At 48.6% G+C, this 16,228-nt stretch carries 12 protein-coding genes, 1 rRNA gene and 2 riboswitches; all 13 genes read right to left on the bottom strand.

Annotated features, from left to right (window positions below):
* Positions 1-71: ribosomal RNA gene (locus KNQ18_RS13100) — 16S ribosomal RNA — on the bottom strand; the annotation flags it as partial.
* A gap of 319 nt (positions 72-390) precedes the next feature.
* Positions 391-1,302 carry a proline dehydrogenase family protein gene (locus KNQ18_RS13095; RefSeq protein ID WP_214725049.1) on the bottom strand — a complete coding sequence of 304 codons (912 nt, stop codon included), beginning with the start codon at positions 1,300-1,302 and terminating at the stop codon, positions 391-393.
* An 83-nt stretch (positions 1,303-1,385) separates the two neighbouring features.
* On the bottom strand, positions 1,386-2,690 hold the full coding sequence (locus tag KNQ18_RS13090) for an NCS2 family permease (protein WP_035398981.1): 1,305 nt from the start codon (positions 2,688-2,690) through the stop codon (positions 1,386-1,388).
* Positions 2,691-2,825: 135 nt separating this feature from the next.
* Positions 2,826-2,927, bottom strand: a riboswitch (purine riboswitch).
* A gap of 69 nt (positions 2,928-2,996) precedes the next feature.
* Positions 2,997-4,028: an acyltransferase family protein gene (locus KNQ18_RS13085; protein ID WP_215085109.1), complete on the bottom strand. Its 1,032-nt coding sequence runs from the start codon at positions 4,026-4,028 to the stop codon at positions 2,997-2,999.
* A 111-nt stretch (positions 4,029-4,139) separates the two neighbouring features.
* Entirely contained in the window at positions 4,140-5,660 is a 1,521-nt protein-coding gene (guaA, locus tag KNQ18_RS13080) for a glutamine-hydrolyzing GMP synthase (protein ID WP_051353615.1), read from the bottom strand.
* A gap of 129 nt (positions 5,661-5,789) precedes the next feature.
* A riboswitch (purine riboswitch) is annotated at positions 5,790-5,891 on the bottom strand.
* A 40-nt stretch (positions 5,892-5,931) separates the two neighbouring features.
* Entirely contained in the window at positions 5,932-8,004 is a 2,073-nt protein-coding gene (locus tag KNQ18_RS13075) for a transglutaminase TgpA family protein (protein ID WP_215085108.1), read from the bottom strand.
* Positions 8,001-9,083, bottom strand: coding sequence for a DUF58 domain-containing protein (locus tag KNQ18_RS13070; RefSeq protein ID WP_023467046.1), 1,083 nt, complete (start codon positions 9,081-9,083; stop codon positions 8,001-8,003). Before KNQ18_RS13070 ends, KNQ18_RS13075 begins: the two co-directional genes overlap by 4 nt.
* Positions 9,080-10,036, bottom strand: a complete 957-nt coding sequence (locus KNQ18_RS13065) for an AAA family ATPase (protein ID WP_023467045.1) — start codon at positions 10,034-10,036, stop codon at positions 9,080-9,082. Before KNQ18_RS13065 ends, KNQ18_RS13070 begins: the two co-directional genes overlap by 4 nt.
* Before the next feature lie 361 nt (positions 10,037-10,397).
* Positions 10,398-11,405 carry an ABC transporter permease gene (locus tag KNQ18_RS13060; protein ID WP_215085106.1) on the bottom strand — a complete coding sequence of 336 codons (1,008 nt, stop codon included), beginning with the start codon at positions 11,403-11,405 and terminating at the stop codon, positions 10,398-10,400.
* Positions 11,402-12,910: a sugar ABC transporter ATP-binding protein gene (locus tag KNQ18_RS13055; RefSeq protein WP_215085104.1), complete on the bottom strand. Its 1,509-nt coding sequence runs from the start codon at positions 12,908-12,910 to the stop codon at positions 11,402-11,404. The genes KNQ18_RS13060 and KNQ18_RS13055 overlap by 4 nt, the downstream gene beginning before the upstream one ends.
* Positions 12,907-13,989 carry a sugar ABC transporter substrate-binding protein gene (locus KNQ18_RS13050; RefSeq protein ID WP_215085102.1) on the bottom strand — a complete coding sequence of 361 codons (1,083 nt, stop codon included), beginning with the start codon at positions 13,987-13,989 and terminating at the stop codon, positions 12,907-12,909. Before KNQ18_RS13050 ends, KNQ18_RS13055 begins: the two co-directional genes overlap by 4 nt.
* An 11-nt stretch (positions 13,990-14,000) precedes the next feature.
* Positions 14,001-15,050 (bottom strand): S-methyl-5-thioribose-1-phosphate isomerase, encoded by a 1,050-nt coding sequence (gene mtnA, locus KNQ18_RS13045; protein ID WP_215085100.1) that lies wholly within the window; start codon positions 15,048-15,050, stop codon positions 14,001-14,003.
* The gene (gene mtnK / locus KNQ18_RS13040; protein ID WP_215085098.1) at positions 15,047-16,213 is read right to left on the bottom strand and encodes an S-methyl-5-thioribose kinase; all 1,167 of its coding nucleotides are present in this window, start codon (positions 16,211-16,213) and stop codon (positions 15,047-15,049) included. The genes mtnA and mtnK overlap by 4 nt, the downstream gene beginning before the upstream one ends.
* Positions 16,214-16,228 lie beyond the last annotated feature (15 nt).

Genomic DNA, 16,228 nt, shown 5'->3' with positions numbered 1-16,228 from the left:
CTGCGCTCGACTTGCATGTATTAGGCACGCCGCCAGCGTTCGTCCTGAGCCAGGATCAAACTCTCCATGAAGTGTTTGACTTGCTCGTTTTTGTGACCGAAGTCACGATTGACGAAGCTTGCGCTTCATTCGTTTTTGTATTCCGTAGAATACGATTTTTGCCTCATCGTTCAGTTTTCAAAGTTCGTCTGCCGCCTTAGCGACTTCAATAGATTAACAGGTTGTTTTGATTATGTCAACCATGCTTTTTAAAAAACTTTTCAGCCCCAACGAACCGTTTATAAAAGGCGTCTCGCTGGAACATTTATTAATATAACAACAAAATTCGACAAACACAAGCATTATTTTAAAAAAACTTTGCAAAGAGTTTAAATCCTCTTCGCAAAGTCTTTACCTTCTTAACATGGCTCCTACTGTAAACGCGATATTCGCTGGACGTTCTGCTAACCGTCTCATCAAATACGTATACCAGTCCACACCATGCGGAACGTAGATAACGACACGATAACCTTGTCGAACTAACTTTTGTTGTCGTTTCGGTCGCATGCCTTGAAGCATTTGAAATTCAAACCGTGATGGATCAATCTGTTTCATTTTAGTAAAGTCAATGATTTGCTGAATGATCTGTTCATCATGTGTCGCGATTTGCGTGTAGTTCCCATTTAACAAATTGACTTTTACTAATTGAAGGTATGTCTCATCGACTGTCTTCTTCGGTTGAATATAGAGTTCATCGTCTCCATCGTATGCCCCTTTGACGACACGTATTGTTGCGTGAAGATACTCTAAATCAAAACGACTTCGATAGACGTTTGCTTGTAGCGCAATCCCGACGTTTGGATAGTGTTCATGTACGCGTTCGAAGACTCGGACGATCGACTCGACCATCATCGCTTCTTCCATATTGACTGTTACGCGCATGTTTTGTTGATCTGCAACCTCTGCAATACGACTTAACTGTTGATAGGCGATATCCGGATCAATTCTTAATCCGATCGATGTCAGCTTTAAAGATACTTGCGCGTCTAGATCATATGCTTTGATCTGTCCGATGACTTTGATGCATTCATCCGCGATATCTACCGCGTCCTGTTCTGTCTCGACGAACTCGCCTAAACAATCTATTGTGGCGGCTCGTCCATCTTGATTGAATTGTTTGACCGTGTCGAGTGTCTCTTCAGCGCCCTGCCCTCCAACGAATAACGTCCCACCAAGTGGTAATCCGACTTTTCTAGCTAGTTGAATCAACAGTCTGTTCTCAGCCAAGTATTCAAATACAGGTCCAGTAATCTGTTGTAACATCTGAATCACCCTCTCTCTTCTTCCTTACCCTCTCCCAATAAAAAAACGTCTTTCTTCTATATAGAAGAAAGACGCAGTTTGGATTAATGCAACCAGATAAAGTAACCGAGGAATCCGAGTGACAACACGTACATGATTGGATGCACTTCTTTTGCTCGTCCTTTCGCGATCATCGTGACCGGATAGAAAAGGAAACCGAATGCAATCCCTGTTGCGATTGAATACGTCAACGGCATCATGATGACGGTCAAGAAAGCCGGAACGGCGTACTCGAATTTTTTCCAATCGATCTGGAGCAGTGAAGCTGCCATCAACACACCAACGATGATCAATGCGGGTGCTGTGACCGGTGCGGTGATGATTGCGAGCAATGGTGAGAAGAATAAAGCGAGACCGAAGAATAAAGCTGTGACGATCGCCGTCATTCCTGAACGACCACCTGCTGCAACCCCTGCACTTGATTCGATGTAAGAAACCGTCGTCGACGTTCCAAGGATCGAACCTGCTACTGTTGCTGTTGAATCAGCGATCAATGCGCGACCAGCGCGTGGTACTTTATTTTCTTTGATCAGACCGGCTTGGTTTGCTACCGCAACCAGTGTACCTGCTGTATCAAAGAAATCAACGAAGAAGAAAGTTAAGATGACGATCATCATTTGAACCGTGAAGATTTCATCGAAGTGAAGGAATGCTTGTCCAAATGTAGGTGCGATGCTTGGTGGTGCTGAAATGACTTCACCAAGACTTGTTGGAATCGGAATCAAACCGAAGATCATTCCAGCGACTGCCGTTAGGATCATTCCGAAGAAGATCGCCCCTTTGACACCACGCGTCATTAGGACCGCAGATACGACAAGACCAAATACCGCGAGAAGCGTTGTTCCTTTACTTAAATCACCAAGCGAGACGAGTGTTGCTTCATTCGCAACGACGAGACCACCTGTTTTTAATCCGATGAACGCGATGAACAATCCGATACCTGCTGCAACTGCCATTTTCAATGGTTCTGGAATCGCATTGATGATCATCTCACGAATACCTGAAGCTGTTAATACCATGAAGACGAGACCTGAGACGAGAACGCCTGAAAGTGCGGTTTGCCATGGAATACCCATTCCGATGACGACGCTGTAGGCGAAGAAAGCATTTAGTCCCATTCCTGGTGCGAGCGCGATTGGATAGTTCGCTAGTAATCCCATCGTAACGGAACCGATGATCGCAACGAGTGCTGTGGCACCGAAGACTGCTCCTGCGTCCATTCCTGCTTCGGCTAATGTATTCGGGTTAACGAATAAGATATACGCCATCGCGAAGAATGTCGTCATGCCGGCGATGAACTCTGTACGCATGTTCGTACCAAGCCCATTGAAATCAAAGAAACGCGCAATCGCATTTTCTTTTGCTTTCGGTTGGTGTGGCTGTTTCAATTGTGTGCTCATGATTGCCTTCCTTCCAAATAAGCCGTCTCCTTGAAAACAAAAAACGGCCCTTACCTAAGCGGTAAAAGCCGTTTCAATAAGCGCACGATGCTGCGTGTGCGCCGTAGTAGGAACCTTTACGGTGTTCCTGTAGAGACTTCCGGGCCCTATCCCCAGAATTATACGGCATTATTTATGTTTTTTTAGTGGTATGAAAAATAAGAACAGACACATCGTAGCACGGTCAAATTCATCGGTCAACCATAAAAACGAAATTTAACCACTTAATTTATCCGAACGTTCGGTTTTGTAAGCGTTCTTCTGTTCGGAATTTATCATGATCCATTTCGATAGTTGTAGTGTCATTGGGAATTTTCCGAGTAAAACTAAAATTAGAATCGTCATCACACCAACCCCTATACCATGCCAAATCCCGACATTATTATAAAACGATATCGCAACCAACGCTTTTACAATAAAACCGTGTCCGACATAAATCGGTAATGTATGAGCACCCAGTGTTGTTCCAATTCCATCTCGTCGTGGTATCCAAGCAAAAAAAGCGCAGACTAAAAGCAGTTGCAAACCATACAAAGAAAGTCGAATACCTGCTCCTTCTAAACCGAGACCCATAGGAGCATAACCGCTTGTACCACTCAACAATTGAAAGTTCAAAATCTCTGGGTAACGTAACAGTAGGACGATTGCGATTCCGCCCATCCCTAATCCAAAAACCTTTGCGCCACCCGACGTCGGAAAGGTTAACTTGTATCGGCGGAATGTATAGCCCAGTAAAAAGAACGGGAAAAATACGATAATCCGCGAAGCACTGAGTGTCCAACCGATTGCTTCAAAAAAGCCAAGACAAACACTGATTATGATGCTTCCCGCGACAAAGTACCATAATGACACTTGTAGAAAGTGATTGATCCAGACGATTCCCCACAACATTAACGTCCATATAAATACGGCAAACAGATACCAATAGATATAAGCTGGTTGCAGCGTCCAAAACGCATATTGTGTGAGTCCCATCCACTTTGCCGCCGCGACGAATACCGTTTGTACAAGCAGAAACAGTACAAGATAGTCTAGTGTGAGTCGAAGAAGACGAGATGCCGTCATGTGTCCTTTCGTAAAGTAACCGGAGATGAAAATGAAAGCTGGCATATGAAACAGATATATGAAATGAAACAGGTTCGTCATACCGACATCTATTGAAATCATCGGTTCAATCAAATGACCGAATACGACGAGCGTAATCAATCCGAATTTTGCATTATCCCAATATGCATCACGTTTGTTCATAACGAATGTCCTTACCTAATCCTTTAGAATAATAAGCTCCATCTCATAGTGTAGCAGGAGATAACAAAAAAGCACCACGTTCTTTTACAGAAACGTGGTGCTGATCACTTATTACTCCCACTCAATCGTTGACGGTGGTTTCGATGTCACATCGTACAGGACGCGGTTAACGTTCTGGACTTCGTTGACGATTCGAACCGAGATTTTCTCGAGCACGTCCCATGGGATACGTGCCCAGTCTGATGTCATTCCGTCAATTGACGTGACAGCGCGGATTCCGACCGCATAGTCGTATGTCCGCTCATCGCCCATGACACCAACCGAACGGATTGGAGGAAGGACTGTGAAGTATTGCCAGATTTCACGCTCGAGTCCTGCTTTTTTGATTTCATCACGAAGAATGAAATCAGATTCGCGGACGATTTCAAGTTTCTCATCTGTGATTTCACCGAGGACACGAATTCCGAGACCTGGTCCTGGGAACGGCTGACGCCACACGATTTCATCAGAAAGACCGAGTTCTTTTCCAAGTTCACGAACTTCATCCTTGAACAACGTGTTGATCGGTTCGATCAATTCAAACTGCATGTCTTCCGGCAATCCACCGACGTTGTGGTGTGATTTAATTGTTTGTGCCGTATCCGTACCGCTCTCGATAATATCCGTGTAGAGCGTACCTTGGGCAAGGAAGTCCATGTCCGTCAACTTCGAAGCTTCTTCGTCGAAGACGTAGACGAACTCGTTGCCGATGATTTTACGTTTCTGCTCCGGATCTGAGATACCACGGAGTTTGTCGAGGAAACGGTCCTGGGCATCAATCTTGATGACGTTCATGTGGAAGTGATCCGCGAATGTCTTCATGACGCTCTCCGCTTCACCCTTACGCAATAAACCGTGATCGACGAACATACATGTCAATTGATCACCGATTGCTTTGTGAATCAAGGCTGCGACGACAGACGAGTCGACACCACCAGAAAGTGCACAGAGGACTTTTTTGTCGCCAACTTGTTCTTGAATCTTCGCTACTTCGATTTCGATGAAGTTCTCCATCGACCAATCGCCTGCACATTTACAGACTTCAAAGAGGAAGTTCTTGAGCAATTCTTTTCCGAAGACCGTATGGTTCACTTCCGGGTGATACTGCACACCGTACATTTTCAATTCTTCGTTCTTGATCGAAGCGATCGGACATGACACGTTCGTTCCATCGACGACGAATCCGTTTGGCACAGATGTGACGAGGTCGCTGTGGCTCATCCAGACCGTTTGTTCAAGCGGTAGGTTCGCATACATCGGTGACGGGTCTTGTAACGTCAATGTGGCTTTTCCATATTCACGATGTCCCGCACGTTCTACTGTTCCGCCGAAATGTTGTGACATGAGCTGCATGCCGTAACAGATCCCGAAGATTGGAATACCGAGGTCGAAGATTTCTGGGTCACACCGGTACGCATCCTCTGCGTAGACGCTACGTGGACCACCTGAGAAGATGATACCAGCAGGTGCGATTTCTTTTACTTCTGCTGCAGTGATTTTATGCGAATGCAATTCACTGTAGACACCAAGGTCCCGAATACGACGTGTGATCAATTGATTGTACTGTCCTCCAAAATCGAGGACGAGAATCATTTCCTGGTCCAAATGTGCTTCCAAATCTGTTCCCGCCTTTCTGATTTCATGCGCACCCTATGAAAAAAGCCCACTCTTCGCCCATGGATAAAATGGAAAAAGAGCAGGCCGCTTCACAAAAAAATGTATACGAAGGGTCTGCTCCTTCATAGTCAGGTCGTTTAAGGTGACCCGGTAGAGACTCTCGCGCCATATTCGCGAGTATATACAAAGGAGATTGCATGTGTGTGATTTACGTTGTTCCCATTGTAACTGTATCGTTTCGTAAATATCAACCCTCTACATGACGAATGATATTTTCGAAATATTCACGTTTTTTCTCAGCCGATAGTGATTCTCCACCATAGACCATCCGTTCGTAAGCATCCGTCAACGGTCGCATCGCATACGTCTCGTAGTACCCATCGACTTCGTGAGCGAGTTCCGCAAGCGTCCGACCATCTTGATAATGGAATCCTTTTTTATCAAGACGTCGTAAGAGGTACCGGTACATCCGGCGGAATCCTTCCGGTCGCTCGATTTGTCTCCGGAAGAAGAGAATCGCGAGTGTTCGAATGATTGGTTTTCGGAACAAGTACAGGAATAAGAGAGCAAGTGCCGTCAGGAAAATCGGCCAAAATGGAATTGACTTCTGCTCCGTCTGTCCAGCGCTAGTCGTCTGTTCTTCATCAAGAAGATTTTCTTGCGGACGATTTGGCGTCGTTGTCTCCGTATTATCTTCTGTCTCACGTTGCGGATTTGCTTGTTCCGTCTCATTATCCGTTTCCCGATCGATCGTGTATTGTCCTGCTCCATCGAAACTGACTGTCGGCTCAAGCGGTACCCAGCCTGGTCCTTCGATATACACTTCGACCCACGAGTGCGCATTTTTATTCCGCACTGTATAACTCGTCACGGCAGCTCCGATGACGTCGGATTCGCCTCCCGTGAACCCTTTCACCCAGCGTGCGGGTAACCCGGCTGCCCGTAGCAAAACAGCAGCCGACGTCGAGAAGTTATCACAGTATCCGAGCTTCGTCTCGAATAGGAATTGATCGACGTAATCTTGATTTTCTCCTGGTACGGCAACTTCCTCCGTATTGTATTCAAAGTTCTCTTCTTCGAAATAATTTTCAATCGCCCGTGCTTTGTCCCACGGTGTCTCCTCACCCTCAACGATTTGTTCCGCTAAATCACGGACACGCTGTGGTAAACCATCCGGCAGTTGGAGATACCGCTCTGTTTCATTCTCCGATAAATTGACGGGTTCATCTGTCTGGAGTTGTTCTTCCGTAAAGAGCGGATACGAGTAGTCAATTTGATAATTGCGTTGACGATCCGCCTCGTCTAGATACGATATTTTTTGATTCTCTGGATCAACCAGTACATTTTGTCGTTGTTGATCGACCGAGACCCGGACGTTATCTCCGTTATATGGCACGAACGGTAATTCACGTGCCATCTCAAACGTCGCTGTTTCCTCACGTGTCTTGACTTCTCGCCCGAAGTGCGAGAAGAAACCCCGTCCATCGATTTCCGGGTTCGATTCCGACAGCACCCAGCCTTTGCCGGTATAAATGTCTTTCGTCTCGACTCGCCAGTATCGGTTCCCTTCACTTTCGACCTGGAAGACTTCCCGATCGTCCATCTGGAACGGTCCTCCGAGTTGCTCGTCATTGTTACCGTAACCAACCTTTTGAATCGCATTCGTCGGCTCTCCTTCACCTTCAAGCCCGGACGTCAAATCGTACCAACTGTCTTGCCATGTCGCATTGATGACAGGACTTTGGACAGCAGCGACGATGACGGCACCCATGATGAATAAGGCACTCAGCGGACGAACGTAAGAAGCGCGTGGTCGTTCGTTGACTTCCGTCGCATAGAGCAATAGCAAGGATAAGATGATCGGATAGAGAATAAATGTCTCTCCCGAGTAATCCGTCCATGTATCACAATAGGCGATGAACCCGATGACTCCGAAGGCAAGCCCGAAGACGAACCCACGATTCGGGAACGTCCGACGCGCGAGATACGCGATCAAAAAACTAATCAATCCGATCGAGAGCGCGAAAGCGGGTCGTCCTGGTAATTCACCATTGATGACGCTCTGAATATCTGAACTGATTTCCGTAAAGATGCCCCATGGTGCTGCTCCCGGCGTCAAAATCAGATAGAACGACAGCAGTAATCCACCGAGACTTCCGAGTAAAAAGTAACGCCGCGATAGATGCGACAACAGCAACGGCAAAAACAGCATCGGTAAGAAGGACCAAAGATGTTCAAACGTCGTCAGTTCGAGAAGTGGTGGCATGAAACAAGTCAGGACGGCTGCCGCGATGGTGTTCCAAATCAAGCGTCGCATCATCGCACTCCCCTCCGTTCTGGTGTATAGACATGAACGGTGGCTTCTTGATTAATCTTCGAAATCCATAGTTCATTGTTCGATTCAAGATCCGGTGTGATGAAAAGGACGTTGCCACTCAATCGAAGTGCTTTTGACGAGTACTCCCATGACTCGATGAACGTCCGTGTCCGACTCGGCTGCGCCGTCATCAGGTAATGCGTCAGTTTCGCTCCTTCAAGCGGTAACGACAACGATTGAACAGCATGTCCGACGAGGTGAATGCGGTAGCTCAGCCGTCGTTTGTTCAACTGATCCGTCGCTTCTGCCAGCATCGAGATGACGCGTTCGAAGGCTTCACCCGCTTCCGTCCCCTCATCAAAGACGATCGTCGTCTCCCGTTCCTGCTCTCGCTCGAACGTCTTCGTCATTAAGCCTTGGCGTTTTGCCGTCGCTTTCCAGTCGATCTGATTCATCCGGTCACCACTGACGTATTCCCGGACCCCGACGACAGTAAAGGACGACTGACGAAGATCAAGCGACACAGGGGAGATTCCTCCATCGCCGCGATCCTCCTCATGCGGAAGTTGAACGGCAAGGCGTGCCGGTTCGATCGCAAGATACGTCTCGACCGGAAACATCCGCTTCCGTTTGAACAGACCGAACGGATCTGTAATTTCAACGATACAGCCAGGAATCTGGTACACTCCTCGACGAATCGATGGAATCGTGTAGTCGATGTGCTCTGTCTTTCGGTAGTGGGCACGGAGCGGACGACTGATATCGAGTTTTTCTTCGCTGAGTTCGTTTGGAATCGCCTCCGTCACCTCGACGGCTCCGACAAGGAACGGGAAACGTCGGCGAACCCGCAAGGAAACCGGGATATCCGTTCCGGCAACGAGCATCTTATTTGAGACTTCGCGTGTCGCCAGTGCCTGCGTGACAGGCCAAACGAGGAAGAGTGTCCAGTAGACGGTCAAACCAGCCATGACATAAAACAGCAAGGAAGCGACATTTCCGCCATCGACGCGCGCATATGTCCATAAGGCAACCGTCGTCAAAAGGAGTACAGCGTAACGCCAACCAATTTGCCACTTCGTCATAGGGACTCCACGTCTTGTTGGATGGGTACAGCAACCTCTTTTTTGATTTGTTCTAAAATCCGTTCCGACGATTGACCGTGATAACGCGCGTCCGCTGTCAAAATCAAGCGGTGTGACAGGACCGGAATCAAGAGATGTTTGACATCATCCGGTAAGACGAAACTGCGTCCTTCCATGTATGCCCATGCTTGCGCGACTTTCATCAAAGCGATCGAAGAACGGGGACTCGCGCCGAGATAAAGTGAACCGTTCGTCCGGGTCGCTTGGACGAGATGGACGATATATTTTTTGACAGGCTGTGAGACATGGACGTTCTTGACTTCTTCTTTCATCTGGAGCAATTGCTCGCGACCAATCACCGCTTCGAGCGTTTCAATTGGTTCATCCCGTTCGAAACGTGTCAGTAGCTTCATTTCCTGGTGGAAATCAGGATAACCCATTTTGACTTTGACGAGAAAACGGTCGAGTTGTGCTTCTGGTAACGGATACGTTCCTTCGTGTTCAATCGGGTTTTGTGTCGCCATGACGAAAAAGGGATTCGGAAGCGTATGAATCTCACCATCGACGGTGACGTTCGCTTCCGCCATTCCCTCGAGTAAGGCAGATTGAGTTTTCGGTGATGTTCGGTTGATCTCATCGGCTAAGACGATGTTCCCCATTAGAGGACCCGGTCTATATTCGAATTGGCTTGTTTTCTGGTTATACATCGATACACCCGTCAAATCTGACGGAAGTAGGTCTGGCGTGAACTGAACACGTTTGAAGGTCAACCCGATCGATCGGCTGAACGCACGGACGAGCATCGTCTTCCCGACTCCCGGTACGTCTTCTAATAGGACGTGACCGCCCGCTAGTAGTGCTGCCAATGATTGTGTGATGACATCTTCCTTACCGATGATGACTTTCTCTACGTTGTCGATAATCGCTTGAATCTCCTTAGTGTATGTTCGCATTGTCAGGCCCCTTGCTCTCGTAGTAGTTGAATTTTCTGACTTTTTATATCATCTCATATTCCGCTACGCTTTTAAAGAAATACGAGCAGTTTCTAGCACATGAAAAAGGGGGAACGCCGTAGCGTTTCCCCCTTATTTGTTTCAGGAACGAACACATGCCGTGATCCGTTCTTGAACCGTGCAGTTGCACGTAAAACACGAATACATCCGTGTCAATGGACAACGTTCGTCAAGTCCGGTGATCCTCTTCTTTCAGAAGCGACATGCGATTGTTCCCTCTACATTGGTAATCATTCATGTGCATCACCATCCTTTCATATATTGAATATTACCGAATATGTTATAAACGAAACGTCGAATTTTAATTATTTTTTCGATACCGCGCATAGGTCGTCGCGAGTGCGACCGCAAGGACCAGCCCTTTGATGATATTCAACGAATAGTATGGAACAGACAGCATGACGAGACCATTTTCAAGAATCCCGACGAGACAAGCCCCAACGAGTGTGCCAAGCGCATTCGGCTTCCCTTGTCCTGCGAACGACGAGCCGATGAATGCGGCTGCGACCGCTGGCATCAGATAACCGGAACCGGCATTGATTTGTGACGATCCGACTTGTGACGCAAGCAAAATCCCACCGACCGCCGCAAGTAACCCAGCAATCAGATACGCGAGTGCCCGGTAGCGGTTGACACGAATTCCTGTCAGTCGTGCGGCTTCCGGATTCCCGCCGATGATATAGAGAAAACGACCGTGTCGCGTATGGCTTAAGAAGACGTGTGTCACAGCGACGACGACGAGCATGATGACGATGATCCAAGGTGCCTGGCTGATTTTCGCGAATGCCTCCGGAATCGTGCCGACTGTTGGTGTACCGTCCAAGCGCGGCATTCCGGCACTGATTGAACCACCACCGGTATACGTCATCGCGACACCTTCGACGATGAACATCGTCGCAAGCGTCGCAAACAAATCCGGAATCTTAAACCAGACGATGAGTAAGATGTTCACCAGAGCAACGCTAAGAGATAAGAGAAGTGCTAAACCAATCGAGACACCGAGCGGTAGACTGTACCAGACGAAGAACGAGACGACGAAAGAACTCGCAAGCGTCGCGGTTGACCCGACCGATAAATCAAATCCATTGACCGTCAAAGAAACGGTCAAGCCGATCGCGATAATCGTCACGATGGAGATACTTCGTAAAATATTAATCAAATTCGTCCCTTGTAGGAATGTTGGAGCCGTCGTCGCAAAAAACAGGACGAGGGCAAGGATCGCGAGGACGATCCCCCAGTCGTTCAAGAATCCGAGGACAGGACGTAAACCCTTCCCTCGGTTCGTTTGTTTTGATACTACCTCATTCATCGTTGCCCTCCTCCTGTCGCATACCACAACAAGGTTTCTTCTGATGTGTCCGCCGTCTTCGTTTCATGGACGATCCGTCCATCGAACATGACGTAGATTCGGTCCGTGACGGTCAAAAGTTCATCCCATTCACTCGTCGCGTAAAGGATCCCTTTTTGTTGTTGCGCGAGTCCGTCAATCAGACGATAGATATCTTGTTTGGCTCCGACGTCGACACCTTTTGTCGGTTCGTCCAAGACAAGTACAGAAACATCGGTCAGTAACCATTTTCCGATGGCGACTTTTTGTTGATTCCCACCGGATAGTTGACCTACTTCCTGTTTCACGTCTGCCACTTTAATGCCCAGCTCCTTGACCCATTGCGATGCCTGATTTGCTTCTTTGCGACGATCCATCAGCCCCCAGCGGTTGACGAAATCATGAGCTGCCGCTGCTGTTAGATTTTCTGCGACAGAATCGGCAACGAGGATCCCTTCTTTTCGTCGTTCTTCTGGAACGAGACCGATCCCCGCTTGAATCGCAGCTTGTGGATTGCGAAGGCGATGGGCTTTTCCACCTATCCGAACCTCCCCTTCCTGAAACGGACGATCACCGAACAATGCTTTGCATAATTCCGTTTTACCGGCACCGACAAGACCCGCGATACCAACGACTTCACCTGCTTGAACCGTCAAGGAGATATCGTGGACGTCCGCATTCGTAGCACTCTCGACCGTCAATACGTTCGTTGCATTTACCCGTGACGTTTTCGCAACAGACGTAAGCTGACGCCCGAGCATTTGCTCAACGACAGCTTCCTTCGTGATGTCTGCCAAAAGATGTCGCGAGATGAGTTGACCGTCGCGCATGACCGAGATGGAGTCGCAAATCTCATATAGTTCCTGTAAACGATGCGAGATGAAGATGATCCCAAGCCCTCGTTCGGCTAAACGACGCACGACTGAAAAGAGATGGCTTGTTTCCGCCTGACTGAGAGGTGCCGTTGGTTCATCTAAAATCAAAAAACGGCGTTCTTGGACGAGGGCGCGAGCAATCAGTACGAGTTGCTTTTCAGCAAGCCGCAACTCCTCGACACGTGTCTTGACGGAAATATCCGCCTGTAATGTCGCTAACGCTTCCTTGGCACGCTGTATGTAACGGCGTTGGGATACGAAGCCAGTCATCGTTCCGTCCGTCAACAGATCGAGACAGATATTCTCAGCGACCGTCAAATACGGGACAAGCGCCACATCGACCTCTTGTTGGACGAGGTCGATTCCAATCTGTTTCGCATCACGTGGTGACGTGATGGACAACTCCTTCCCGTCGAGACGGATCGTTCCTTCGTCCGCCGTTTCCGCTCCGGATAAGACTTTCATCAACGTCGACTTACCGGCACCATTCGCACCGACAAGCGCGTGGATTTCACCGGACTTCACTTCAAACGAGACTTGTTTTAAGGCTTGCACTCCTGGAAACGCCAGTGAAATCCCAGTCATCTTCAAGTGATGATCGGTAGACGTCATTGTTTTTTATGGACGTCACGCAACCGGTCCATCCACGGTTCATTGAATTTGTCCGATGTACTCCATCCTTTGATGATCGTATCGAGATTGTACATCGTCGTATCCTGCTTCAACGCCTTCTGCTCCACGAGTTTCGCGTCGAGATCAAAGCTATCCGGTGTCTTCTCGCCAGCGATTTTCTTAGCCAGTAATCGCATGTCCGTTTGTCCAATCAAGAATGGATCCACCGCACTCGTCGAGACCCAGTTACTGCCTTTTTCACGCATCAGGTTGATATCCTGATTCGAGACATCGATCGAGATTAGCGGGATTTCTTGACGTTTATTATCCTTGAGCGATTTGTAAGCCCCTTTTGCGACTTCGTCCCACGCTCCCCAAACCGCATCAATGCTTCCTTTCGGATATTTCGCGAGAATCGCATTCATCTTCGTTGCGATATCCCCTTGGATATCTTGGAAATTTGTCGGTCCAACTGTCTCAAGCGTTTTGATCTTACCGTCTGCTTCGTACGTCTTATAGATTTCCTGACGACGATCGAGCGGGGCAAAACCTGGTCCGAACCAAAGTTTGATGACACGGACTGGCTTTTTGTCCGTCACCTTCGTCACTTCATCAAGCGATAGCTTCGCGAGTTGATGATCGTTTTGGAACGTTTCCGTCACACCTTTTAACGCCGTTCCTTTTTTCTTCGTGACCGTATCGAACGTCACGACCTTCAGCCCTTTGTCGACCGCTGGTTTAATCATGTCATAGGCGTAGTCTTCCTTACCATGCGAGATGATGAGCCCATCATAATCTTGCTGAATCGCTTGCGCGACAAGCTCCTTGAACTTGACGTCGTTACCTTCCGAAATGAACGTGCTGACTTTAAAGCCAAGCGCTTCGCCTTCACTTCGTGCGCCATCAAGGAATTGTTTCGTATGGTCGTCCGATGCTAGGTTGCGGATGACGGCGATCTTGACGTCCGATTGAACCCCTTTTGGTACATCCTTGACGACCTTCGTCGTCGTGGCTTCTCCATTCGCACAAGCCGCTAGTAACAGTGCCGGTGCTAGGACGGCGTAAGCTAGTTTTTTCATGACATATCTCCTTATCCGAGGGGTTGGAGCCCTGTTAATTGTTCAATCGTTTCTTCATTCGGTTGCGTGATGACACCAAGTTCGGTGATGATGCCCGTGATCAATGTGTGTGGTGTGACATCAAACACCGGGTTGAAGACAGCGACGCCTTCCGGTGCTGTCGCGACACCTTGGACAGTCGTCACTTCTTGCGGATCACGTTCTTCGATTTCGATCGCGTCTCCGGAAACGAGCGAGAAGTCGAACGTCGAGAGCGGTGCTGCGACGTAAAACGGAATACCAAAAGCTTGCGCGAGCAATGCCAATTGGAACGTCCCGATTTTATTTGCCGTATCTCCGTTTCGTGTAATGCGGTCGGCACCGACGATGATCGCATCGATCTGTTTTTCTTTCAGCGTATGGGCGACCATGTTGTCCGTAATTAACGTGACATCAATGCCGGCACGTTGCAGCTCCCATGTCGTCAATCGTGCTCCCTGCAGTAACGGTCGCGTCTCACTCGCAAAAACGGATAATTCGATGCCGCGTTCTTTTGCGATGTAGAACGGCGCAAGTGCCGTTCCATAAGCAGCGGTCGCAATCGATCCAGCATTACAAATCGTTAGGATCCGGTCGCCTGACTGGAACAATTCCAGTGCATGAATCCCGATTTGACGTGACGTCTGCGCATCCTGGTCGTATAAGGCGACCGTCCGTTTTTCCAACCGTTCGCGAATCTCTTCTACCGACGTCCCGTCTTGAATGATTGGATTCAACTGATTGAGTACATTTCGCAAATTGACGGCCGTCGGTCGTGTCGCGAGTAACGTCGCCGATGTCTCAAGCAAGGCTTGCTTGTAGACCGGTAGCGCCGCTTCAAACCGGTATGCTTCTTGAACGAGCACGAATCCACCGAATAAACTGATCGCAGGCGCGCCCCGGACACGTAGTTGTTTAATCGCCTCAACCGCTTGCGCGAGATCAGCAATGACTTCATAGTGCTCTTCTTGCGGTAGACGTGTCTGATCGAGAATCGTCAAGACACGGTCTTCGTAACGAATACTTTGGACGAATGTAGTCATCGGCTGAGTTCCTCCGTTACGTCAAAGTTTCGTAAATCATCGAATGTCCGGCATTCTGTACGGCGTTTGATTAACGCCGCTCCTAGACGAAGAGCGTGACGTTTCCGCTCTAAGCGTTCCGTCGTTGAATCGATTGATTCTAAATCAGCGACCGGTGCAAGACCAATCGTCCGCCGAATCAATTCGCAACCGGCAAAGCCAAGGGCATCCTGCAAGATCGTGCTCAGTACATCATCGACGAGTCCTGATGCCTGGAACGGTTCGACGGCTTCCCGTTCCCATAATGCACGGAACGTTGAAGCGAACGTCAGCCAGAACGTGTCGATGTCGCGAATCCGGGCATCACGAAGTGCTGAATAATCGGGGTATGCTGCAAAGAATAAGTGGGCGATGAACTGTCCGACATCGAATCCGAATGGACCATAAAAGGCGAATTCAGGGTCGATGACCTTCGTTTCCGTCGCCGAGGCGAAGATGCTTCCTGTATGTAGATCGCCGTGTAACAAGGCGTCCCCTTTTGTGATGAAGAGCGCTTCGAGTTTTGCGACTTCGCGTTTTAACTCATCGTCTGCCCATAGATGTGCCACCTCTTCTTCCAGTCCGGATTCAATCTCGTTCGTCTCCGCGTCATGGAACGGATCCGTGAAGATTAACTTTTCCGTGATGTCGCACAAGTCTGGATTGTAGTACGTTCGGGCGACACGTTTCTTTTCAACCGGACCAAGCGCAAAGTCCGATGTATGGAATAACGTCCGAGCGAGATAAGAACCGATATGTTCCGCAAGCAACGGATACTGTTCACCTGCGAGTAAACCGCTTCGAACGATCGTCAGATGTGAAAGATCTTCCATGACCGTATACGCCTCTTCATGACTAGCATGAAAAACACGTGGCACGAACGGTACGGCATGCCGTGCGAATTCACGGAGTGCGGATTGCTCGATCCACGCTCGTTCGAGCGATAACGGCCAGCTCTCCCCGACGACCTTCGCATATGGTAATGCTTGTTTTAAAATCAAGCGATGTTCGCCTTCTCGAATCCGAAAGACGAGGTTGAGGTTCCCGTCGCCAATCTCTTCTGCTTCGACGGCTCCATCGCCGATCAGTCCTAATGTCCGAACACGATCAATCGCGTCCTGTTCTGTGAATGCTTTATATGTCATCTCAGTTTCCCCCTA

It is taken from the genome of Exiguobacterium sp. s78 (assembly GCF_018618985.1).
GTDB classification, from domain to species: Bacteria; Bacillota; Bacilli; order Exiguobacteriales; family Exiguobacteriaceae; genus Exiguobacterium_A; species Exiguobacterium_A abrahamii.
Note: the sequence above shows the minus strand (reverse complement) of the source record. Positions and strands in the feature narration are given on the sequence as shown.

Coding starts and splice junctions, on each gene's coding strand:
- KNQ18_RS13075 (WP_215085108.1), bottom strand. CDS start 8,004: ATGATGCGACGCTTGATTTGGAACACCATCGCGGCAGCCGTCCTGACT.
- KNQ18_RS13095 (WP_214725049.1), bottom strand. CDS start 1,302: ATGTTACAACAGATTACTGGACCTGTATTTGAATACTTGGCTGAGAAC.
- KNQ18_RS13055 (WP_215085104.1), bottom strand. CDS start 12,910: ATGACGTCTACCGATCATCACTTGAAGATGACTGGGATTTCACTGGCG.
- KNQ18_RS13070 (WP_023467046.1), bottom strand. CDS start 9,083: ATGACGAAGTGGCAAATTGGTTGGCGTTACGCTGTACTCCTTTTGACG.
- KNQ18_RS13085 (WP_215085109.1), bottom strand. CDS start 4,028: ATGAACAAACGTGATGCATATTGGGATAATGCAAAATTCGGATTGATT.
- KNQ18_RS13065 (WP_023467045.1), bottom strand. CDS start 10,036: ATGCGAACATACACTAAGGAGATTCAAGCGATTATCGACAACGTAGAG.
- guaA (WP_051353615.1), bottom strand. CDS start 5,660: ATGATTCTCGTCCTCGATTTTGGAGGACAGTACAATCAATTGATCACA.
- mtnK (WP_215085098.1), bottom strand. CDS start 16,213: ATGACATATAAAGCATTCACAGAACAGGACGCGATTGATCGTGTTCGG.
- KNQ18_RS13050 (WP_215085102.1), bottom strand. CDS start 13,989: ATGAAAAAACTAGCTTACGCCGTCCTAGCACCGGCACTGTTACTAGCG.
- KNQ18_RS13060 (WP_215085106.1), bottom strand. CDS start 11,405: ATGAATGAGGTAGTATCAAAACAAACGAACCGAGGGAAGGGTTTACGT.
- mtnA (WP_215085100.1), bottom strand. CDS start 15,050: ATGACTACATTCGTCCAAAGTATTCGTTACGAAGACCGTGTCTTGACG.